The 21,121-nt window shown below is 60.6% G+C and carries 21 protein-coding genes; 8 read left to right on the top strand and 13 right to left on the bottom strand.

Going from position 1 to position 21,121, the window contains the following annotated elements; translation table 11 throughout:
- Positions 1–2: 2 nt before the first annotated feature.
- The 8 genes from HUK72_RS26370 to HUK72_RS26335 all read right to left on the bottom strand — a co-directional run bounded on the left by HUK72_RS26370 (position 3) and on the right by HUK72_RS26335 (position 8,683).
- Positions 3–764 carry an HpcH/HpaI aldolase/citrate lyase family protein gene (locus HUK72_RS26370; RefSeq protein WP_176599403.1) on the bottom strand — a complete coding sequence of 254 codons (762 nt, stop codon included), beginning with the start codon at positions 762–764 and terminating at the stop codon, positions 3–5.
- A gap of 4 nt (positions 765–768) precedes the next feature.
- On the bottom strand, positions 769–1,935 hold the full coding sequence (locus HUK72_RS26365; RefSeq protein WP_218036300.1) for an MFS transporter: 1,167 nt from the start codon (positions 1,933–1,935) through the stop codon (positions 769–771).
- A gap of 158 nt (positions 1,936–2,093) precedes the next feature.
- Positions 2,094–3,341, bottom strand: coding sequence for a cytochrome P450 (locus HUK72_RS26360; protein ID WP_176599401.1), 1,248 nt, complete (start codon positions 3,339–3,341; stop codon positions 2,094–2,096).
- Positions 3,342–3,397: 56 nt separating this feature from the next.
- A complete protein-coding gene (locus HUK72_RS26355) occupies positions 3,398–4,615 on the bottom strand; it encodes an amidohydrolase family protein (protein WP_176599400.1) in 1,218 nt (405 codons plus the stop codon).
- Positions 4,616–4,724: 109 nt separating this feature from the next.
- On the bottom strand, positions 4,725–5,798 hold the full coding sequence (locus HUK72_RS26350) for an LLM class flavin-dependent oxidoreductase (RefSeq protein ID WP_176599399.1): 1,074 nt from the start codon (positions 5,796–5,798) through the stop codon (positions 4,725–4,727).
- Between the two features lie 186 nt (positions 5,799–5,984).
- Complete coding sequence (locus tag HUK72_RS26345; RefSeq protein WP_176599398.1) at positions 5,985–6,839, bottom strand: SDR family oxidoreductase; 855 nt, start codon at positions 6,837–6,839, stop codon at positions 5,985–5,987.
- 47 nt (positions 6,840–6,886) lie between these two features.
- A complete protein-coding gene (locus HUK72_RS26340) occupies positions 6,887–7,657 on the bottom strand; it encodes an SDR family NAD(P)-dependent oxidoreductase (RefSeq protein WP_218036299.1) in 771 nt (256 codons plus the stop codon).
- A 57-nt stretch (positions 7,658–7,714) separates the two neighbouring features.
- Entirely contained in the window at positions 7,715–8,683 is a 969-nt protein-coding gene (locus tag HUK72_RS26335) for an SDR family NAD(P)-dependent oxidoreductase (protein ID WP_176599396.1), read from the bottom strand.
- 206 nt (positions 8,684–8,889) lie between these two features.
- Between HUK72_RS26335 and HUK72_RS26330 the strand changes: the two genes are divergently transcribed.
- Entirely contained in the window at positions 8,890–9,210 is a 321-nt protein-coding gene (locus tag HUK72_RS26330; protein WP_336952190.1) for a 2Fe-2S iron-sulfur cluster-binding protein, read from the top strand.
- A 213-nt stretch (positions 9,211–9,423) separates the two neighbouring features.
- On the opposite strand, the gene HUK72_RS26325 is transcribed toward HUK72_RS26330, so the two are convergent.
- Together HUK72_RS26325 and HUK72_RS26320 are read right to left on the bottom strand one after the other, a co-directional pair.
- A complete protein-coding gene (locus HUK72_RS26325) occupies positions 9,424–10,338 on the bottom strand; it encodes an NmrA family NAD(P)-binding protein (protein WP_255326064.1) in 915 nt (304 codons plus the stop codon).
- 146 nt (positions 10,339–10,484) lie between these two features.
- A complete protein-coding gene (locus HUK72_RS26320; protein WP_176599394.1) occupies positions 10,485–10,781 on the bottom strand; it encodes an antibiotic biosynthesis monooxygenase in 297 nt (98 codons plus the stop codon).
- A 403-nt stretch (positions 10,782–11,184) separates the two neighbouring features.
- Here HUK72_RS26320 and HUK72_RS26315 point away from each other — a divergent pair, with 403 nt between their 5' ends.
- A complete protein-coding gene (locus tag HUK72_RS26315) occupies positions 11,185–11,841 on the top strand; it encodes a TetR/AcrR family transcriptional regulator C-terminal domain-containing protein (RefSeq protein ID WP_176599393.1) in 657 nt (218 codons plus the stop codon).
- Between the two features lie 159 nt (positions 11,842–12,000).
- Here the strand turns inward: HUK72_RS26315 and HUK72_RS26310 are convergent, their stop codons facing one another.
- The gene (locus HUK72_RS26310) at positions 12,001–12,891 is read right to left on the bottom strand and encodes an SMP-30/gluconolactonase/LRE family protein (RefSeq protein WP_176599392.1); all 891 of its coding nucleotides are present in this window, start codon (positions 12,889–12,891) and stop codon (positions 12,001–12,003) included.
- A 266-nt stretch (positions 12,892–13,157) separates the two neighbouring features.
- Between HUK72_RS26310 and HUK72_RS26305 the strand changes: the two genes are divergently transcribed.
- From HUK72_RS26305 to HUK72_RS26290, 4 genes are all read left to right on the top strand, one after another.
- A complete protein-coding gene (locus HUK72_RS26305; protein ID WP_176599391.1) occupies positions 13,158–14,396 on the top strand; it encodes an LLM class flavin-dependent oxidoreductase in 1,239 nt (412 codons plus the stop codon).
- A 99-nt stretch (positions 14,397–14,495) separates the two neighbouring features.
- Positions 14,496–15,281 carry an SDR family NAD(P)-dependent oxidoreductase gene (locus HUK72_RS26300; protein ID WP_176599390.1) on the top strand — a complete coding sequence of 262 codons (786 nt, stop codon included), beginning with the start codon at positions 14,496–14,498 and terminating at the stop codon, positions 15,279–15,281.
- A 62-nt stretch (positions 15,282–15,343) separates the two neighbouring features.
- Positions 15,344–16,270, top strand: coding sequence for a 3-keto-5-aminohexanoate cleavage protein (locus HUK72_RS26295; protein WP_336952185.1), 927 nt, complete (start codon positions 15,344–15,346; stop codon positions 16,268–16,270).
- 60 nt (positions 16,271–16,330) lie between these two features.
- The gene (locus HUK72_RS26290; protein WP_336952183.1) at positions 16,331–17,308 is read left to right on the top strand and encodes an SMP-30/gluconolactonase/LRE family protein; all 978 of its coding nucleotides are present in this window, start codon (positions 16,331–16,333) and stop codon (positions 17,306–17,308) included.
- A gap of 115 nt (positions 17,309–17,423) precedes the next feature.
- Here HUK72_RS26290 and HUK72_RS26285 read toward each other — a convergent pair whose 3' ends face one another.
- Positions 17,424–18,233, bottom strand: a complete 810-nt coding sequence (locus tag HUK72_RS26285; RefSeq protein ID WP_176599387.1) for a glucose 1-dehydrogenase — start codon at positions 18,231–18,233, stop codon at positions 17,424–17,426.
- A gap of 83 nt (positions 18,234–18,316) precedes the next feature.
- Positions 18,317–19,258, bottom strand: a complete 942-nt coding sequence (locus HUK72_RS26280) for a LysR family transcriptional regulator (RefSeq protein WP_176599386.1) — start codon at positions 19,256–19,258, stop codon at positions 18,317–18,319.
- Between the two features lie 172 nt (positions 19,259–19,430).
- Here HUK72_RS26280 and HUK72_RS26275 point away from each other — a divergent pair, with 172 nt between their 5' ends.
- Both HUK72_RS26275 and HUK72_RS26270 read left to right on the top strand, forming a co-directional pair.
- Positions 19,431–19,961 carry a flavin reductase family protein gene (locus HUK72_RS26275; protein WP_176599385.1) on the top strand — a complete coding sequence of 177 codons (531 nt, stop codon included), beginning with the start codon at positions 19,431–19,433 and terminating at the stop codon, positions 19,959–19,961.
- 32 nt (positions 19,962–19,993) lie between these two features.
- Entirely contained in the window at positions 19,994–21,103 is a 1,110-nt protein-coding gene (locus tag HUK72_RS26270; RefSeq protein WP_176599384.1) for a 3,4-dihydroxy-2-butanone-4-phosphate synthase, read from the top strand.
- Positions 21,104–21,121 lie beyond the last annotated feature (18 nt).

Below are 21,121 nucleotides of genomic sequence, written 5' to 3'. Positions count from 1 at the left end.
GCTCAACCGATCGCACGGGCATCACGCTCGAGCTGCTTCAGGGCCGCGCCGAGCATCATGACATCAAGGCCGACCATCATGAACGTCATGCCGCGCGACTTCCATTTCTCGAAGATCGCAAGGTCCGTCGCCATCATGCCGACGGTGCAGCCGACGGACTGGCACGCGTCGACCACCTGTTCGATCGCACCGTCGACGTCGAAGCTGGCATCAGGAGTATGCGCGATGGACAGCCCCAGATCGCCGGTGCCGATGAACAGCACGTCAACGCCGGGCACCGACGCGATCTCCTTCGCGTTGCGGACGCCCTCGACCGACTCGATCATCAACGCGACAAGGATTCCGTCATTCGCGCTTTTGAGATAAGGGCCAATGTTCATGCCGTAGCGACTGGCGCGGCCGGCGCCGACCCCACGATCGCCCATCGGCGGAAAACGTGCGGCGTGCACGATGGCGCGGGCCTGGTCGGCATTGTCCACGTGCGGGATCATGATGCCTCCCGTGCCGGCATCGAGCGCAGTGCTGATCCAGTTGCCTTCCATCGGCACTCTCACGATCGATGGTATGCCTGCGGCGTCGGCCGCGCGGACAAGATCCTCGATCTGGCTCCGTCCGAAAGCGGCATGCTCGCCTTCGATCACGACGAAATCGAACCCGGCGTCGCCCACCAGCTCGACAATTGCCGGCGCAGGCAAGCTGGCCCAGGTTCCGATCAGCGGTGCCTTGTCGACGACGGACTCGCGGATGTAAAGCGGTCTCTCCATAGCCTTAGTCCTTATTCTCGTTGGAACTTCTAACCGGCAGCACGCCTATCCGCCAAGCCAACGCTCCAGCAATGAACAGCAGCGCCGCCGACAGACCAAGTGCAATTGAATAATCCCCCGACCAGTCCCTGAGATATCCTGACAGCGCGGGTCCGATCGCACCACCTACGAAAAACGCTGCGTAGATCGCGCCGTAAGCCTGGCCGTAGCCGGCACGCTTGAACAGCCGCCCGGCGAAGAAGGATATCAGGTCCACTTCTGCCCCCACCGCCAGGCCAACGATCAACGCTCCCGCCACCGCGACGCTCGCTCCCCCGATGGCGAGGCCCGCCAATCCCAGTCCGGCCGCCAGCATCAAGGCCGTGGCCACCTTGTGGGGCGGGATTCGATCGATCAGAAAGCCCGCACCCAAACGGCCGATGATCGCTGAGAAGCCAATGAGCGCCGCCACACGGCCCGCCTGCGCGGCATCCAGCCCGGCGTCAGACAGCATGGGAACGAATTGAACGACCGCGCTGAGGACGGCGACGGCGGCGAGGAAAAATATCCCCGCCAGCAGCCGCAAAGCTGGGTCGGCAAGAAGAAGGCGGAGCGGCTGCGGAGCATCCCATTTCGGCCGGCCGGTCGAATAGCGCCGCAGGATCAACCATATGAATGGAGTGGCAAGAGCGACAACCACGGCAAGCAGCCTGTAACCGGCGCGCCAGCCGAACTCGGCAATGTACGGCCCGACCAGCATGGGGATCAATATGGCGCCCAGGCCGGTTCCCGACAGCGCCAGCCCCAACGCCAACCCCCGGCTGCGTTCGAACCGCCCAACGATCAGGCGGGTGAAAGGGAGCGGGTTGCTCCCGGCTGCAGCGACGGCCAAGAGGCCATTGACGATCACGAAGCTCCCTAGACCATCGACCCACGTGCCAAGAGCGAAGAAACCCAGCGCCAAAAGGAGCAGGGAGATGATCGCCACCGGCACACTGCCGACAAAGTCCAAGATCCTGCCCACCGGAATCGACATCAACGCGATGCCGGCCGTACCCGCCAGTCCGCCTAACGACGCCTCGCCCCTGCTCCAGCCAAACTCGACGGCGAGCGGCTTTATGAACAGTCCGAGGGAGTAGAAATAGAGAGAGCTGATACCGATCGTGATCCCGGCGAAGCAGCCGATCAGCAAGGGCCAGCCCACGGCGAATTCCCCGATACCCACGCTAACGCCGTGCGCGACCGTGGGGACGACGGGAAGGACATTTGATGGACCCGGCTGCCGGGCCGCCGACCCTGGCAATTCCATCTTGCCCCTCCCGATATTCATTTCACCCGAATCATTTGTCGTTACGCGGGATCGAAGACGACATGCATCGAGTCCAGCCCGTGCACGAAGGCATGAGACATATATTTCGGCGCCGGATAAGAAGGTGACAGCCGCATGCTTGGGATACGCTCCATGATCTGCTCGATCGCGATCCGCAGCTCCGCCTTCGCCAACAGAGCGCCTGGGCAGAAATGAAGCCCGCGACCAAAAGTGAGGTGATTGCGGCCACCCTTTCGATCCATCTCGAACGCCTCGGGATCCTGCCACCGCTCCGGGTCATGATTGGCCCCGATGTTGGAGATCATGACCAGGCTGCCCTTGGGTATCTCAACGTCACCGATCTTGGCGTCGCGCTTGGCGCGGCGATACATGACAGGAACCGGCGAGTGCGAACGCATCGTCTCCTCGACGAACGCGGTGATCCGTTGGGGGTTGTTCCGAAGCGCGTCAATCATGCCATCATGCGTCAGCAGAATGTTGAAGGCGGAAAGGATCGCGTTGGTCGACGTCTCATTGCCGCCGACCATCGTCAGATAGGCCAGCGAAACCGCCTCTTCATCGCGAAGCGGTGCGCCGTCGACCTCGATCGTCGCATATTTGGTAAGCAGATTCTTCTGTGGCTCGGCGCGATATTTCTTGAGGAATCCGAAGCAGTAATTCTGCATCTCGATAATTTCATCGACGAGCTGAAGCTCGCGTTCCGGCGACAGGACCGGATCGATGCGCTCGACCATCACGTCGGACCAACGCTTGATCCGCCGCCAGTCCTCACGCGGGATGCCCAACTGATCGCAAATCACATACATTGGGAAGAGAACCGCGAACTCCTCAAAGAAATTCGCCTGACCCTTGCCAATGAAATTGTCGATGAGACCATTGGCTATGGCACGGATTTCCGGCTCGATTTCCTTCACGTAGCTCGGCGTGAACACCTTGTCGACAAGGCCCCGGTACCGGCTATGGATCGGTGGATCCGATGTTGCAACGGTGTGAACTTCCGGAAAACCCCGCTGAGCAAATCGGCAGCGCGCCTCTTCCGCAACCGGAGATGTAGCGCGCCCCGTCAGAACATCCGCCTGATTGCTGAATATTTCCCAATTGTCATAAACATAGGTGCAATCGGCATAACGCGTCACGACATAGCCACCCGCGACGGCATCATAATATACCGGCTGCTCGGCTTGCAGCCTTTTGAGAAACGGAAGCGGGCAAGCCCGAACCTCGGGAGAGGTTATCGTGCCCAAATTCTTATGCTCAACCGCTTCCATAAACGCTCCTAAAACGGCATATTCAATATGAATAGATCTAGTCGGTGATTGTTAAATCAGTCCGGAAGCAGCCACTTCCCGTTGTCCACGAAAAACTTCTTCACGACATGCTCGCCCAACGGCGCAATTTCCTCATACATTTTGACGAGCGGCTTTTCTCCTCCCTCGACATGAGGATAGTCGGACGCGAAGCAAAGAACATCCTCAAGATCATAGTTCTTCAGGTACCGACCGAACGGCTCGAAATCGAAACCGGTCACGCGAACATTCCGCTTGACGTAGAATGAGGGCGGGTGCGGAAGACCCGCGCCGTTCTTGTTCACTCGGGCAATATCTAGACCATACCACATGTCGAGACGCTCGCAGAGCGGACCGATCCAGCCGGCGCCAAGCTCGATGCACCCGAAGCGCAGCATCGGATGACGCACAAAAACCCCGCCCAGCACCATCGTCAGCAGGAAATTCTCCGCCAGCGTGTGGAAGTGCGCGGTTGACCAGGGATCGACATCGAACTCGCCAAGGAAGGTGAAGCCCTTGAATGCGGGCGCGTCTGCCCAATCCTCGACGAACACGCGACCACGCGACGACACGTGCAGGCAGACCGCGACGTTATTGTCCTCCATCAGCGACCAGAACGGATCGAGATCGGGATGGGCGGGCGAGCGGCCGCCGGGCATCTCGCCACTCAGCAACCAGATCGCGCGAATGCCGTTGTCGATCAACCTGCGCGCCTCGGTCATCATGCCTTCGACCGTTTCGCTGTAGATCGGAAGCACCGGGCGCACGCGGTCGCTGTGTTTCGCAACCCTGATGCCCCAGTCGTTATAGGCCTTCAGCAGCTCGAAACCGTAGGCGCGCCGTTCCTCATAGGTCGCGCGGATCTTCTTGCCGAAACGATGCTCGGGTGGAAGATAAATCATCGCCGCGCACTGGATGCCCATGGTCGGGAAGATCAACTGCCGCTTGATCCCCATAAGGTCCATCACTTGCGGCCGCCGCGAAAGATCTGCCGCGGCTGGCGCCGGCGGCCCCTTCTGCTTCCAGATGGTATCCGGGCTAATGGGAGCGTCATCCTTGACATATCCGGGCACATTGGGATGATGGCGGTCGCGGCCATCATCTTCCATGTTCAACCAGTAGGTGGCGAGGTCTTTCAGCGCCGGCCCCATTTCCTGCTCCCAAACCTGAGCCGGAAGCTGCTCATGAGCGTCGACGTCCATAAGCTCGCCCCAATATGGCTTCAGCTCATCGGGATACGGATTTACGTCTGTCATCACATCTTCTCCTCGAACAGCGTTTTGGGCAACGCGCGAGACATCAGTCAGCTCGGGTTGCGCCCTTACGCCAAAGTTAATCCAAACGGCCCTTCTGCCGGGCCATGCCTCAGGACGCTTTCTTCAGGGCGCGCAGTTCCGGCATCACCTTGTCGGCAAACAGGCGCACGCTCCGTTCGGCGTTACTGCGTGGCAAGCCGCCGAAACTGGGCTGGATAAGATAGTCATAGTCACCGATCAGGGCACGGCGGGCCTCAAGCCGGTCAAGAACCTGCTGGGGCGTACCGAACGTATTGATGTCGGCAAAACCCGTTGCCATTTGCTCTAGAGCGGTCGACTTGAGCTGCTCGGCAGCCTCCTCCGCCGCCTGGGCATAAGCACCGTAGCCCTTCATCGTCTTGAAATGGCCGCCCATAATTTCGTAATGTTCCATGACCGAATAGAATGTATTCGCCATATACGTGCGCGCCAGTTCCTCGGCCTCATCCGCACTCTCCGAACACACCATGAAATCCGCGATCAACGGGCTCGGCGCCTGCCGTCCATGGTGCTGGAGGAACAGCTCACGATAGGTTTCGAAATGCGGCACCATCTCCGCCCAGGGCTTCTGCGAGAAACAGACCATCTGCGCGCCCAGTTCGGCGCAGGACGGGATGGAGTCGGTCGACATCGCCACCGCCGAAAGGCGGTCGCGAAACCCGGCGCGCGGCTGCGGACGGATTTCCGTGCGCGGAATCTTGTAGAGCGGGGTATCCGCCTCCATGTAGCCGCTCTCAAGACCATCGAGAATGATGCGGGCCGACTGATCGAAGCGGTCCCGCGACTCATTCATGTCTATGCCGAACACGTCATATTCGCGGCGCGCCAGTCCGCGGCCAATTCCGAACAGCGCACGCCCGCCGCTCAGATGGTCGAGAACAGACATCTGCTCCATCACGCGGCGGGGGTCATTCCATGGCAGAATCACGACACCAGTAAGCAGCTTGATCCGCTTTGTCCGTGCCGCCCAGTAGGACAGCAACTGGATGTTCGAACTGGACGTCGAATAATCGAAAAAATGATGCTCGACGCAGCTCAAGATTTCATAGCCGAGAGGTTCGGCAAGGTCCGCCAGCGCGAGATCGCGGCTCCATGCCTCAGCATCCGATAGCTGCTTCTCATAGTTTTGAAAAATCAACAGCATGCCGATCTGCATCATCCGTCCCCGATTCGGTGTTCGTTCAATTTAACTGTTCAACTAATTAGCATCTCGGAAGAGGCTTCGCAATAGGCCGTGTCGATTCTGGGCCTGCATCCACCAAGGACTCGAACCGTCATGTGAACGGTGGGCTACGGCGGCATATATCCCCTTCTCTTCGAGGCGATTTGGTCAATAAAGGGGCAGACCGTCCCCTTTTTCGTCATGGTCGGTAAAGCAGGCGAGGTCGCGCTGCGCCTCCAGCGCGGCCAGGCGGGTGGAGAGAGCGTGCTTCATGTGAGTGTAGCTATCGCTCCCCAGAACGAGGCGCAGCGGCGCGGGGTTTGCGTCGGCGCAGGCGATCATCGCGTCGACCACCTTGGCCGGATCGCCGGGTGACTGGATGGTCCGGTCGTCGACAACGTGATTCATCTTGCGGGAAGGCGAAGCGTCATAGGCGGCGATAGGCGGCCCGACGACCGACCCCTGCGCGCGAAATCCAGTGCGGGAGCTTCCGGGCTCGATGATCGTACAGCCGATCCCGAACGGCGCGACCTCCTGAGCCACCGCTTCCATAAAGCCCTCGATGCCCCATTTCGTCGCGTGATAGAGCGATCCGCCGGCGATCGCGATCTGGCCCCCGAGGCTCGACAGTTGCAGGATTCGGCCGCCGCCCTGCGCGCGCATATGCGCAAGCGCTGCCCTGACGAGCAGGATGGAGCCGAGCAGGTTGGTGTCGATCTGGTGCCGGATCTGCGCATCGGTCACCTCCTCCGCCGCGCCGAGCAGGCCGTAGCCGGCGTTGCTGACGACCACGTCGATCCGCTCCAGCGCCGCCCAGGCGTCGTCGACCGCTCCCTTGATCGCTTCGCTGTGGGTCAGGTCCAGTTGGGCCACCCAAAATCGGTCGCCATATGTCGCCTTGAGATCATCGACCGACGATAGCTTGCGGACCGTGCCCGCGACCCTGTCGCCCGCCGCCAGGAGCTTCTCCGCCATCAACCTGCCGAAGCCAGCACTGATGCCCGTGATAAGCCAGCTCTTCATCCGCTTTTTCCTCCCGCCATGTCAGTGTGGATTGTCCGGCGTTATGGCTATGCCGCCGTCCGCCCGCCATCGACCGCCAGGCTGGCGCCGGTGATGAAGCTCGCCTCGTCGGAAGCGAGGAACAGCGCGGCGGACGCGACTTCATCCGCGGTGCCCATGCGCCCCATCGGGAAATGCCGCGCCAGCAGATCCCGGATCGCCGCGTCCGGATCCGGCATCCGCGCGAAAACCGCGTGCGTCATGGGCGTGTCGATGAGGCCCGGCAGGACAGCATTGCAGCGAATGGGATAGCCCTTTTCAGCGCAGTGCAGCGCCACCACACGGTTGAGGTTTAGCGCCGCCCCCTTGGACGCCCCATAAGCGGCGGCATGATGGTTGGGCCGGATCGCAGAGTCCGACAGAATGTTGACGATGGAGCCTGCGCGGCTCCTGTCCTTCATGATGCCGATCGCGAATTGACATGCGAGAAAAATCGAATCGGAATTCACCGACTGGATGAATTTGAGGTCCTCGAAAGTTCCGTCCTCAATCGATCCCATCCGTACCACGCCGACGGAATTGACAAGAATATCGATAGTTCCCTCCGCGCTTCTGATGTCATCATCAAGGCCAGGCCAGGCATCCGGGTCGGACACATCGATAAGGACGAAGCGCGCAGCCTGGCCGATGTCGTGCACCACCGCCCTGCCGCGCCGCTCATCCCGGTCCCCGACGACGACCCGCGCGCCTTCCACGACAAATCGACGCGCAATCGCCTCACCGATGCCGGACGCGCCGCCCAGCACGAGGGCAATTTTTCCAGCGAGCCTTGGCATCATGTCTCCCGTCGTTTCCGAAAGCGGTCAAATCCGTGTCGCACAGCGCGCAGCGCGCCATCATAGGTCGCTGCGTGCATCCGAAACCGTGGCGTTCAAATCCAGACCGCCGCGCCCATGCCCGGCCATCTTCGAGAGGATGGAAGGGTCCGCAGCCATCAACTCGCTGACAAACAGCTCGACGGTGGACCCGACAGGACACAGGTTCGTTGCCGCGAACAGCTCCTGCGATTGCGCGGCCCAGGCTTCGGGCGTGCTTTCGCTCACCTTGACGGATGGATAAGCAGCCATCGTCAGGCGCGCAGCCCGGCCGCCGCTGACCTGAAACGCCTCATTGTTCACGACAGTGTCCTGATGGGCCAGCCAGACGACCAGCGCGGAGACATGTTCCGGCTGGAAATGGTTGCGTATCGTCTCGAGAATGGCGGCATCCTTAATCACATCAGCCATTCTGGTCCAGGCGCTCGGCAAGATGGCGTTCGACGTCATTCCGACCGCCTCGCCCTCCATCGCCAGGCAGCGGGTCAGGCCAAATATCGCCGCCTTTGCCGAACCGTAGGCGCTGAAGGCCGCGTTGCCCAGCATGCCGCTGGACGACGTGTTGATGATCCGCCCGGCGCCCGACGATGCCAGGTGGGGCCAGGCGGCCCGGCACATGGCGACAGTTCCTTCGAAATGGACCGCAAATATCTTGTTCCATTCACCGGGGGCCGCGTCAGCGAAATTTGCGCTGCGCACGATCCCGGCGTTGTTGACGAGGATATCGAGCCGGCCGAAACTGTCGATCGCGGTCTGGACGACGGCATCGGCATATGTGGCAACATCGTGGTGGTCAGCGACTGCAACGCCGCCCTGCCTCCGAATGTCCTCGACTACAGCGGCGGCGACATTTTCCGACCCGCTTTCGGGCGCCAGGTCGTTGACCACGACACGCGCACCCTTTGCGGCCAACATCAGCGCGTGGGAGCGTCCCAAGCCCCGCCCGGCCCCGGTTACGATCGCCACTCTGCCAGCGAAGTCCATCGACATCCTCACTCTCTCCTCCGCTTGCCTGGCACGGCTCAGACGATTGGCGCTTGCGCGCCCACGCTGACAATGCCTGCCTTGCTGCGGGCGATCGCATCGCTATCGCGCCCCGGCTTGGCAGGTCAACCGGAATTTAATTGACTGAATAATTTATTTCGATATGGACGGCTTCACATGGCCGGCCGTTCCCCGGCCGCCGAGCGGGACAAATGATGCCGAAGCTAATTATCACGACACGCAGCAGAGATATTCGCGAGATTGATGCGGCGCCAAGCGGCTCGCTGATGGAAATGATCCGCGACAGCGGACTGGACGACCTTGCTGCAATCTGTGGCGGCAATTGCGCCTGCGCGACCTGCCATGTCCATATCGATCCAGCCTATGCACATCTGTTCGAACCGATGAACGATGACGAAAATGAGTTGCTGGCTACCTCGTCTCATCGAACCCCGGATTCGCGCCTCTCCTGTCAGTTGCGCCTCCCTGAAGCGGCGGAACAACTCGCACTGCGCATCGCGGAAGAAGACTGATCACGCGGCAACGCCCCGGTCGTTACCTCGGAAATGTTCAGAAGCCCTCGGGCGCAGATCGCCATTCAGCCCTGGCGGCTGGCGAATGGCGGCTCTCTGCGCTTCCGCTGCTCACCTACGCTGAGTAGGCTGCGTTCCGATGCCGGAAAATCGGCCTTTTGCCCTATGGTCGCTTTCGCCCCTGGCTCCGCCTGATCTGAATCGCAACGACAGCTAGGCTGCAGTCCCGATATCAATGCCGGCGATATTCTGACGAACCCAATCCACCAACGCCAGCGGCTCAATCCCGAAAGGCTTCAGCATTTCCGGACGCGCGGGATAACCTATATCGGTGAGCCAGACATGCGAATGGGCAACGCGCGGCAACAGGCCGAGGCGTATCGCATCCTCGATGGGCGCCGAGGTAACGGTGACGCGCTTCCCGCTGACCTGCTCAAGAGCCGCCGCCAGATCGGCGTAGGAGGCATAGGCGTCAGCCAACTCGATCTCCGCGCCATCAAAGCGGATCGGATCGGTAAACGCTTCGGCCGCGACACAGCCAATGGTGTCATAGGAAATGAAGGATAGGGGTTGATCGACGGGCATAGCGATCAGGAAATCACCCTGCGTCGCCAGGCGCGGGTACAAGAATGCCGCCCGCAGCATGAGATTGTCCAGGATCAGACCGGGACGCAGAAATGTACGGAAGCGAAAGGGCGCGTTCCGAACCAGTCGTTCCTGCGCTATCTTCGTGGGCCAATAGTCGCCCTTCACGGCATCGACCAAATCGCCTTGGGCCGCTTCCTGCTGCCGCACCCCCGACACCGTGCTATGGACATATTGCTCAACACCGGCCGCGACCGCCGCCTCGACCAGCGTCTCGAACTCCGTCAGGGGCGCGCCATCCTGCTGCATCGAGAAAATAGCGCGGACACCGTCCATTGCCGCGGCCAGCGCCGCCTTGTCGTCAAAGCTGCCCTTGACGATCTGCGCGCCGGCTGCGGACAGTGCCTGCGCCGCCGCGCTGTCGGGGTCGCGAACAAGGGCCCGCACAGACATGCCCGCGCCGAGGGCATGGCGCGCGGCGCTGCCCCCCTGCCCCCCCGTGGCACCGGTAACCAGAACCGGTCTTGGATCAACATGCGGCATAATCGGCGTCATCCTCTATCTCATGTCGGGATCGAACGAACATCAGCATCTGTGCTGGCTCGCATCCTACCGGCAAAGTGCGGCCGGAACCTCGCCCGGATCCTTGGGCATTCCCTGCCAGCCCTGGGTGGGTGAGCCGCTTTCCCTCAGGGTTTCAGACCCAGATCGACCAGGTCGAAATGCTGGCTCAGCACATGCACGGCAAGATGGCCGATATGGGCGAGCACCTTCGGCGCATTCGCCGCTTCAAACCGGCGATGATGCTCCAGGCTGTCCCATTCAATCAGCACATAATAATTGTTCGGCTTCTCAATCGAGCGCAGCAATTTTACATCACGACATCCATCGCCCGCCCGCACAAGGGCGAAGGCGGGCTTCGATGCCTCCTCAAACTCGGCAGCGCGACCGTCGATCAGTTCGAGTTGTGAAATCTGTCTCAGCATCCGCCATTCCTCGACATTTCTTGATGGTCCACAATATATTGGGGCGCACGGGTATTTGCGTGGCGTATCTTCCCTAATTCAAGAAGCTGAAGCCGGTCAATATGAATTAATCGATAAACTATCTAGCCCTCCGACCGGGCTTGCCCAAGGCTGTCCCATTGGTTTGGAAGGGAGCCGCCATCCCGCAGCGCGCGGCCTTGAACAGCATAATCCACATTTTGGGCCGACCGGCCGTTCGAAAGCAGCGAGAGATCAGGACTGCCTATCATGCGGGCCCTTTCCCATCCTGCCCTGCGCCGGAACACGCATTTCCTCAGTAATTTGAGCTATGCTGAGTTGATTAACTAACGCTCTGATGGCAGTTAGGTCTCCGACAAATCGGATAATCGAGGTGGATTCCCCAATGCCAAAAAATCTTCCGGCAGCTCTGGCAGTAGCGGAGGCACCGCAGAACACGCGCGGGGATACTCGCCTGCGCTTTATCCAAAGCACCAGCGAACTCATGGTGGAGATGAACTCCATTGACGTCACGTTGCTGCAAATCGCAGCACGCGCAAAATTGAACAGCGCGCTCATCAAATATCATTTCGGCAACAAGGACGGTCTGCTGACGGCCGTTGCGCTCCATGCAGCCGAGAAAAACATGGAGGCTCTGAGCGAACTGGTCGAGGCGCGCATCTCACCAAGGAAGAAGATGGAAATCCATCTGACCGGCTTGATGCAACTTTACTGGCACCATCCGTATATCAATGTTCTATGCCAATATATCCTGCGGCATAGCGAACAAAAATATAAGGATGCCATCGATCAAAAGATCATGCAGCCCTTTATTGAGCTGCAGAACAGGATCATCCGTGAAGGCATAGAATTGGGGGAGTTCCGCAACGTCGACCCCGAAATGACCTTTTACATCATGCGCGGCGCATGCGACTCCCTGATCGATGCCAGCCAGCAGATGGGGAACGCCTATCGTGTCAGGGGCATGTCGCAGCCAGCCCGGCTGGAATATACGCATGAGGTGGTGAACATGCTGATGTACGGGATCAGCAGCAGGGCCTGAACCTTAGGAGCCGGGCAGCAGCCGGGGCGGACGATCGGACCAGCGTCGCTATCGCCGCTTCACGCGCGGCAGCCACCAACAGCGAAACGTCGTGCGACGAGGGTCCGGGTGCGCTCACACGCCAAGTGATCATGGCGTGCGCGCTACAGGCAGGCCAGCTCAATCACTGAAGTTCAGCTTGAGCCCCGGCTCGGGCCACCGGCAATGAAGCAATTTCCCCGTTCCCGACAGAGTGATGTAGGCATCCCGCATGTCGCTTCCGCCGAAGGCGATGTTGGTGACGACATCGTCTGGCAGGTCGATAAGTTCGACAGCGCCTTCTTCGGTCACCACGGCCATTCCGCCAGGATGGATGGCCGCGACGCAAATCTTTCCTGACTCCAGCACTGCCATGCTGTCGATAGCACCGCCGGTCGGGATCGTCGCATGGAGGTGCCCCGGATGGCCGGACGGCCCCGGCCTGGCCTGGCCCGGCGACTCGATCTCAAGGCGCCACACCCGGGCGCTATAGGTGTCGGTGACGTAGAGCATGTCCTCCCCCGCCGTCAGGCCGACGCCATTGAACGACAGGCCCCGGCCATAGACCTCGCTGATCGAACTCCCGTCAATGCTTGCGTAATAAAGGCCGCCATAGGTCCGGTCGTTGAGAAAGTCCTTGCCAAGGTCGGTGAACCACATGTTCCCTTGCCGGTCGAACACGATGTCGTCGGGCGCCTGCAGAAGCTTGTTGCCGCAGCGTTCGTAGAGGCGCTCGATCTTTCCGGTTGAAAGGTCGATCCGTTCGATCCGGCCTTCATAGCCCGGCCCTTGACCGAAACACATCGACTTCAGGTCGAAGCCGCCGAGATTGCAGATGTAAAGCGCGCCATCTGGCCCCACCGCGGCGCCGGCCGGACCGCCCCCCGTGTCCGCGACCAGTTCGCGCTTGCCCTCCCCCCAGATCCGCGTGACATGACCGGATACGATCTCCGTCACGATAATCGAGCCATCGGGCATGACCACTGGGCCTTCCGGAAAAGCGAGCCCGGACGCCAGCTCCGTGAATTCCATACATCATCTCCCATTGGCTGCGGCTCGAAAGAGCAGGTTTATACTTAGTTGATTAATGACATCAGGCAGCAGTGCATGCAACACCGTATATCGCCGCTTCCCTATGGCTGGGGGCCTATATTCACGTGCCCCAACCGGCGTGGAACAGAGATAAAAGTTTCATATGAATATAATGATAATCCATTATTGGACATAATGATGAGAGCTAGCCCATGAACTGCGTCAGATCCTGACAGAAAATAGGTGTAGCAATGGCGCGTCCTAAGGTGATTCTCCAAGTATATCCCGTCATCCCCACCGACGGCGAGGAAGGCCGTAAAGCGGCGAAGCCAGTCGGCCGCGACGGAGCTTTGTATAACAAGATCATTCATGAGTGGACGGATGTGCTGAAAGCAGCCGAAGCTATGGGTGTGTGGGGTGCAGCCACGATCGAACATCACCTCCACTCCGAAGGCTATGAGGTCGGCCCCAATCCAGGTGCGCTGAATGCCTATTGGGCGGCTAAGCTCGATAAGATGCACGTAGGCGCGATGGGCTATGTCATGGCGACCCAGGATCCGATCCGCGTCGCCGAGGAAACCGCGATTATCGACCATCTCAGCAATGGCCGCTTCTTTGTCGGCTTCGCGCGTGGGTACCAGTCGCGATGGGCGAATATCCTGGGTCAGTTCACGGAAAGCGTTGCGACCATTTCGGATGGCAGTTCCTCCGACCAAAAGAACCGGGAGATTTTCGAAGAGCGCGTCCAGATGGTGATCGATTGCTGGACGAATGAATCGCTGCAGCTTTCGGGTAAATATTATCAGGCCCCCTATCCTCTGGAGACGGGCGTGGAGGGCTATCCCGCCTGGAAGATCGCCCGGGATGCGGGTGCGGAGGGTGAGATTGACGAGAATGGCGCGGTCCGCGCGATCAGCGTCGTCCCCTCCCCTTATCAGCGCCCCTACCCGCCGGTGTTCGTCGCCACGAGCAAGAGCGAGGAATCGATCCGCTACTGTGCGCGGATGGGCTTCTACCCCTTGCACTTCACCAGTTTCGACAAGGTGATGCGGGGCAACGAGATCTATATCGAAGAAGCGAAGAAGGTCGGCAAAACCTACCGCACCGGAGAGCGCCAGAACATCGTGCGCTGGGTGCATATTTGCGAGTCCGAAGAGGAGTATAACCGCAAGCTCCGTGACTATGATCTGGATATCTATAAGAATTTCTACGGCCCGTTCTTTCCGCAATTTCCGACGGGTGACGTCAATGACGATGAGATGATCGAGAATATCAAGAAATCCGGCATCTATATCGGGGGCACCGCCGAGCAGGTCAGGCAAGAATGGATCGACATCTACAACAAGGTGCCGTGCGAATTCATCACGCTCATCTTCCATTTTGCGCAGCAACCGAAGGAAGATTGCATCAACACGATCTCCCGGTTCATGACCGAGATCTGGCCGCACCTGGAATATGACGACTCCGCGGTCCAACCCCATGTCACCAGCCTTGCAGCAGCCTAACCCGGTCGAAAGGGGGCAGTGGCATGTCATGGCCGCGTCGGGATCGCCGGAATTTCCGGCGGCGCTGACGCGGCTGCCGACATCGGCGAAAGGTCGGAAATGACTAACCAACTCGGTGATCTGACCGGTCGCCATATTCTGATCACTGGCGCCGCGAGCGGGCTTGGCCTCGCCGCTGCGAAGCTGTTTCATGAGCTAGGCGCGAGACTGTTCCTCGCGGACCTCAACGCGCCGGCCCTTGCGGAGATCGCGGCGCAACTGGGCGGTTGCGGGCACGGAACCGTTGACGTCGCGGACGAAGCTGGCTGCGACGCTATCGTCGCGCAGGCGGTAGCCAGCATGGGAAATCTTGACGGCGTCTTTCACTGCGCGGGGATCAGCGATCGCGTGGAGCGGGCGCTGGATCTTGACATGGCGGACTGGCAGCGCGGTTTCGATGTCAATGTGCGCGGCACGATGCTGATATGTCGCGCCGCCGGGCGCGTGATGATGGCGGCGGGTCGCGGATCGATCGTCAATGTCGGCTCCGTCAACGGCTTTACCGGCATACCGCGCCGAAATTCCTACGCGCCAGGGAAAGCGGCAGTTGCCCAGATCACGCGCAACCTCGCTTGCGAGTGGGGAGCGGCGGGCATCCGCGTGAACGCGGTCGCGCCGGGCTATCTCGCGACGCCGATGATCGAGAGCCTCGCCGCTGAGGGCAAGCTCGACATCAAGCGTCTGGAGGACCGAACACCGCTGGCGCGGCTCGGCCAGCCTCCGGAAGTCGCTCGTGTGGCGGCCTTTCTGCTCTCCGACGCCGCGACCTACGTTACCGGCGCCATCGTTCCCGTCGACGGCGGCTGGACCGCCTATGGCGGGCCCGGTGCCGTGCAGACCGCATGACAGACATATCGGGCGAGGCGCAAAAGACGTTCCGCCCCAGTTCAGAACAAGGAACCAGGAGCGTGCCCAAGAAAGTCATCATCACCTGCGCCATCACGGGTTCGATTCACACTCCGTCGATGTCGCCCCACCTGCCCAGGACGCCCGAGCAGATTGCCAATTCCGCTATCGAGGCGGCCGAGGCAGGCGCGGCCATCGTGCATATGCACGCGCGCGACCCGGAAACGGGGCGCCCTACCCAGGATCCGGAGGTATATGGGCAGTTCCTGCCGGTGATCCACGAGCGGTCGGACGTGATCATCAACCTGACTACCGGCGGCTCGCCAATCCTGACGTTGGAAGAAAGGCTGGCGCCGGCCGCGCGCTTCCAGCCGGAAATCGCATCGCTCAACATGGGGTCGATGAACTTCGGGCTGTATGAGTTGCTCGGCAGGTTCAAGGAGTTCACCTATGACTGGGAACGACCTTATCTCGAAAACAGCGACGACTTCGTATTCCGCAACACGTTCCGCGACATCGGGCGCATATTGCAGTCCTGCGGCGATGCCGGTACGAAGTTCGAGATAGAGTGTTATGATATCGGCCATCTGTACACTGCGGCCCATTTTCTCGACCGGGGCTTCATCAAGCCGCCCCTGTTCATTCAGTCGGTCTTCGGCATTCGCGGCGGCATCGGCATCCATTACACCGATGTCGCGCATATGAAGGCCACGGCGGACCGGCTGTTTGGCGATGACTATATGTGGTCCGTGATCGGAACCGGCCGGTTCCAGATGGGCATCGGCACGATGGCCGCCGCCATGGGCGGAAATGTGCGCGTCGGGCTGGAAGATTCGCTGTGGGACAGTCCGGGCAAGTTCGCGGAGAGCAACGCCGCGCAGGTGCGGCGCATTCGCACCATCCTCGAAGCCTTGTCGCTTGAGGTGGCAACCCCGGATGAGGCCCGCGAGCTGCTACGCCTGAAGGGCAAGGCGAACGTCAGGATCTGACCGGTGACGCTCCTTCGATCCCATGCGCCCAACCCCCTGAAGGGATGGCAGGTTAATCCCGTGGCGATCAGGACCATCGGCACCGGGCTGGCCCGGCCGGAGTGCATCCTGGCGGAGCGCGACGGCTCACTGTGGGCGGCTGACGCGCGCGGCGGCGTGATGCACATCCGCCCGGACGGGATTCAGCATCTCGTCGTCCAGTCAGCCAGCGATCACTTCAACCTTGAGGCCAACGAAGCCAACAGCCTGCTGGGCGGCACGCTGCCAAACGGCCTTGCCTTCGCACGCAACGGCGATGTGCTCATCGCCAATTTCGGCACTGATGCGCTGGAGATCATGACCCGCGACGGCAAGAGCCGCACCCTCTTCGACAACATCGACGGACAGCCGCTCGGCAAGGTCAACTTCGTGCTGAGGGATTCGCGCGACCGAATCTGGATCACCGTGTCAACCAAGGTCAATCCCTGGAGCGACGCTATTTGCAGCACTCTAGCCGACGGCTACATCGCCCTGATCGACGACCGCGGCATGCGCATTGTGGCGGACGGCTTCGCCTTTACCAATGAGATCCGCTTCGATGCACAGGAAGAGTGGCTCTACGTCGCGGAGACCGCAGCGCGCAGGGTCACAAGGTTGCGCGTGCTGCCGGACGGCTCATTGACGGATCGCGAGATTTTCGGCCCCTCTTCGCTCGGCCCCGGAGCGGTCGACGGAATCGCCTTCGATTCCTATGGCAACCTCTGGGCCACGATGATCTTTGCAGATCGGCTGATCGCCATTACACCGGAGGGAGAGGCGCTGACGCTGCTGGAAGACGGCGACGCATCCGCCACTGCCCGCTTCGATACGGAACTTGACAGCGGCAAGCCCGTCCGTTTCGAGACGATGGCCGCCACTGGCGGAACCATCGCGCCGTGGTTGGCAAGCGTCACATTTGGCGGCCCAGACCTCCGCACCGCGTATCTTGGATCATTGAAGGGTTCGACTATCCCCTATTTCCGTTGCCCGGTCGCCGGGCTGCCGATGGTGCACTGGTAAGGCGACGATCCGTTGAAGCAGCGCTCGACAAGGCTGCGCTGGCGGTAAAGCCACGGCGGGAAGATAAAGCGCTGCCTGCGGTTGGAACGGTTTGGGATGCCGGCCAGCTTCCACATCAAGCGGCGGTATAGCCCCCGTCGACCGCGATACCGGCACCAGTTACGAAGGAGGCCGCGTCGGAGAGCAGCCAGGCCGCCGCCTCCGCCACCTCAATGGCCTCGCCATAGCGCCCGATCGGATGGCTGGCCGCCATGGCCGCAGCGAGGTCTTCCCGCGTACCGATATGCTTGCGCATCAGCGCCGTATCGATCGCGGCGGGCAGGACCGCGTTGATGCGGATACCCCGGCTACTATAGTCGAGCGCGCTGGTGCGGGTGAGACCCAGCACGGCATGCTTGGTTGCGTCATAATCATAATTGCCGGGCAGGCCGATGACGGACGAGATGGAACCGGTATTCACGATCGCGCCCCGCCCGACCTCCAGCATGGCCCGCACCTCATGCTTCAAACACAGGAACATGCCGTTGATGTTGACCGAGAAGGTGTTGCGCCAATCATCAAGCGCATAGTCGGTAAGCGCTCCGCCTTTCGATCCGATGCCGGCATTGTTGAACGCCCCGTCGAGCTTGCCGAAGGTCGATACCGCAAGAGCAACCATCGCCTCTACATCAGCCTCCACCGACACATCGGTCTCGATCGAGGTCGCCTGTCCGCCGGATGCGATGATTGCGTCAGCGACCCCCTTTGCGGCCGCGCCATTCTTGTCGGAGACAACGACCGAAGCGCCGCGTGCGGCAAACAGTTTCGCGGCGCTTCCGCCAATTCCCCCGCCCCCACCGGTCACGACGATGACACGATCGCGCAGACTTAACGATCGATAGGCTTCGGGAATCCCGGATTCCGCAGGTTCATTTCCGCTATCCATTGGAACATCCCTCTCCTGTTACGATATGAATCGTATCTAGTTGATCAACTAAATTAATGCAAGGCAGATGCTTGGCGCCGCTGTCAGCCCTCCTCCAAACCGCGCCGCGTGATGCGGAATCGCGAACTGCCATGCTCGACGAGCGAGAGATTTGCATGGATAAGCTCAACGAATTTCTCACAGGCGGTGTCGAGCGGCCTGGTCCGCAGATGCGCGACGAAATAATTGATGTGGATTTCTTCCGTGATCGGGCTGAACCGGATATTGTCGGTGCCAAACCGGCTGTGCGCTGTGGCCGAAGGGAGCAGCCCCACCCAGTCGCTTGACGCGATGAACTCGAGCATGCCGGCAAGGCCGTCTATCTCTATCATCCGGGCGGGCACGATGCGCCCGGTTCTCAATGGCTCCTCCAGCAAGACCGAGAGGCTGCGGCGCAGCACGGAGGGGACAACATATTTGAATAGGGGCGGCTCGCTCAAGGATACGGCGGTGTCCTCCGCCAGACCCAGCTCGCGGTTTGAAGCAAGGACAAAATGATCGGTAAAGATCTTCGTATAGGTAATGGCGGAATGATTGGGCAGCGGCGCGACCAACGCGAAATCGATCTGACCACTTTCAATGAGCGAAATCAGCGTGTCGCTATAGGCTTCGAATATCCGGATATCGACATCGGGATAGGCGTTGACATAAGCGGTCAACACCGGCGCTAATATGGCCATGCTCAGAGTCGGCGGAATGCCGACGGTAATCTGTCCGGTTATCACGCCGGACAGACTTTTTATGTCATGTTCGGTCTTGCGGAGATCATGGATGAGCTGCAACGCCTGTGGATAGAGCCGCTTGCCGGGACCGGTAGGCACCACGCCGCGCGCCGTCCGCTCGAACAGAGATACGCCCAGCTCAGCCTCAAGAGCGGACATCTGCACGCTGACCCCCGGCTGCGTGGCATTGAGGCGCTCGGCCGCCCGGCTGAAATTCCCTTCCTCATAGGCCGCCACAAAGACGGTGAGCGCCCGAACATCCATCACGCACCCCATATCGTAATCATATGAAGATCATCACATACCATTATTTGAACTAATGCCAAGCGCCTGTCATCTTGCAGGAACAACACCGCAGATGACACCGATGGCCGGTCTCACCCAGCGGAACAAGGCCGGGGAAATCCCGCCCCTCAAACGAGATGGAGCCCATAAGGTGAGCGAAATTGTCGAGCCATCCGCCGATGCCATCAGCCTGATCAGGACCGCGTTCATCCAACAGATGCGCAAGGTTCCGGGCGCGATGGCGGTCATCGCAACAGGAACGGGCGACCAGCGGCGCGGCCTTGTCGCAACGGCGTGGTGCTCGCTCAGCGCCGACCCTCCCTCGCTTATCGTGGCGGTGAACAAGAGCGCGAGCGCGCATGATCTCATCCTCGAGAACGGCCGGTTCAGCGTCAACCAACTCCGCAGCGACCATGGCGAAATCGTCGCCATCTTCTCCAACCAACGCGGTTTGCAGGGGCATGAACGCTTCGCATCGGATCACTGGCGAGACGGCAACAGCGATGTCCCGGTCCTCCTCAGCGCGATAACGGCGTTCGAGTGCCGCATCGCCATGAGCCACGGGTTCGGCAGTCACACGATTTTCGTGGGCGAAGTTACGGACCTCTGGGAAGAGGACTGTGCATCAGAACCCGGTGTTTATTGCAACGGGCTCATCCATTCGGTCATCCCATTCCAATGACAAGGCAGCCGTCCGGCTGCGTGAGGTAAGCTATGTTGGCGAAGGCACTCTATTTTGACGCGGACAGCGACGAAACCGCGCTTCCACGCTTCAGCCCAGTTGAAGATCTGCTCGACGAGCTTCGGAACGGGCGAATGGTCATCGTCTATGACCATGGCGCCAATCGGGGTTTCCTGCTCGGCGCGGCGCAGATGGCGACACCGGCGATGATCAATGCCATGGCGCGCCATGGCAAGGGCGTGATCTGCCTGGCATTGACCCGGCAACGCATCGAAGAACTGGGCCTGCCGATGATGACGGGCACGCCGGACCAGCATGACGGACACGCCTTCACGGTATCTATCGAGGCAAGGCATGGCGTCAGTACCGGCATTTCGGTAGCCGACCGCGCCAGGACCATCGCCACGGCAATCTATGCCACCGATCCATCCCTGGAGATCGTGACCCCCGGCCACATTTTCCCGCTCCGCGCCGCGGATGGCGGGGTGCTGGGGCGGATCGGCCAAGTTGAAGCCGCGACCGACCTCGCACGTCTGGCCGGGATGAACCCCTCCGGCGTGATATGCAGCATCATCAACGATGCCGGCGAGGATGCCGATCTTAGCGATCTTGCGCGGCTGGCCTGCCGCCTGGATCTCAAGCTGGGATGCATCAAAGATCTCTTTGTTTTCCGCCAGAAACAGGACAGCTACATAGATTGCTCAACGGTGACGGCGTTCGAAAGCCGACATGGCGGAACGTGGCAGATGAAGATCGTCACGTCCGATCTCGACAAGTCGGAGACGATCGTGCTGCAAAAGGGAAAAGCGGACGCTTTGCGTGCGGTCCCGCTGGTTCTCAGACCGGCCTCGCCGCTGACCAGCCTCATCGCGGAAGCGGGCGGAGAAAATGATCTGGCGCGGGCGATGGAAGCGATCAGCGCGCGCGGCGCGGGCGTCATCATCATCGCGTCGGCATCCCGAAGTGCTGCCAACACGCCAGCCTCGTTCATGCACCCCGCCAAGAACGGCCCGCACGCGCACGATTTCAGCAAGATCGCGCAGATCTTGGCAGCGCTGGATGTGGAGGCTGTCCAATTGCTCGACCGGTGCAATGTGACAGCGGCCAGGTTGAAGTCGGTCGGCGTCACCGTCCTGATCTGAACCGCTGCCGTTCAAGCA

Origin of the sequence: Sphingobium sp. 15-1 (assembly GCF_013375535.1) — a bacterium.
In the GTDB taxonomy this organism is placed as follows: domain Bacteria; phylum Pseudomonadota; class Alphaproteobacteria; order Sphingomonadales; family Sphingomonadaceae; genus Sphingobium; species Sphingobium aromaticivastans.
Note: the sequence above shows the minus strand (reverse complement) of the source record. Positions and strands in the feature narration are given on the sequence as shown.

What these genes read in the sequence shown, in the direction of transcription:
- HUK72_RS26320 (WP_176599394.1), bottom strand. Translation starts at nt 10,781, where the DNA reads ATGCTGAGACAGATTTCACAACTCGAACTGATCGACGGTCGCGCTGCC.
- HUK72_RS26310 (WP_176599392.1), bottom strand. Translation starts at nt 12,891, where the DNA reads ATGGAATTCACGGAGCTGGCGTCCGGGCTCGCTTTTCCGGAAGGCCCA.
- HUK72_RS26335 (WP_176599396.1), bottom strand. Translation starts at nt 8,683, where the DNA reads ATGTCGATGGACTTCGCTGGCAGAGTGGCGATCGTAACCGGGGCCGGG.
- HUK72_RS26355 (WP_176599400.1), bottom strand. Translation starts at nt 4,615, where the DNA reads ATGACAGACGTAAATCCGTATCCCGATGAGCTGAAGCCATATTGGGGC.
- HUK72_RS26315 (WP_176599393.1), top strand. Translation starts at nt 11,185, where the DNA reads ATGCCAAAAAATCTTCCGGCAGCTCTGGCAGTAGCGGAGGCACCGCAG.
- HUK72_RS26360 (WP_176599401.1), bottom strand. Translation starts at nt 3,341, where the DNA reads ATGGAAGCGGTTGAGCATAAGAATTTGGGCACGATAACCTCTCCCGAG.
- HUK72_RS26340 (WP_218036299.1), bottom strand. Translation starts at nt 7,657, where the DNA reads ATGATGCCAAGGCTCGCTGGAAAAATTGCCCTCGTGCTGGGCGGCGCG.
- HUK72_RS26350 (WP_176599399.1), bottom strand. Translation starts at nt 5,798, where the DNA reads ATGCTGTTGATTTTTCAAAACTATGAGAAGCAGCTATCGGATGCTGAG.
- HUK72_RS26270 (WP_176599384.1), top strand. Translation starts at nt 19,994, where the DNA reads ATGTTGGCGAAGGCACTCTATTTTGACGCGGACAGCGACGAAACCGCG.
- HUK72_RS26325 (WP_255326064.1), bottom strand. Translation starts at nt 10,338, where the DNA reads ATGCCGCATGTTGATCCAAGACCGGTTCTGGTTACCGGTGCCACGGGG.
- HUK72_RS26285 (WP_176599387.1), bottom strand. Translation starts at nt 18,233, where the DNA reads ATGGATAGCGGAAATGAACCTGCGGAATCCGGGATTCCCGAAGCCTAT.
- HUK72_RS26280 (WP_176599386.1), bottom strand. Translation starts at nt 19,258, where the DNA reads ATGGATGTTCGGGCGCTCACCGTCTTTGTGGCGGCCTATGAGGAAGGG.
- HUK72_RS26300 (WP_176599390.1), top strand. Translation starts at nt 14,496, where the DNA reads ATGACTAACCAACTCGGTGATCTGACCGGTCGCCATATTCTGATCACT.
- HUK72_RS26370 (WP_176599403.1), bottom strand. Translation starts at nt 764, where the DNA reads ATGGAGAGACCGCTTTACATCCGCGAGTCCGTCGTCGACAAGGCACCG.
- HUK72_RS26345 (WP_176599398.1), bottom strand. Translation starts at nt 6,839, where the DNA reads ATGAAGAGCTGGCTTATCACGGGCATCAGTGCTGGCTTCGGCAGGTTG.
- HUK72_RS26330 (WP_336952190.1), top strand. Translation starts at nt 8,890, where the DNA reads ATGATGCCGAAGCTAATTATCACGACACGCAGCAGAGATATTCGCGAG.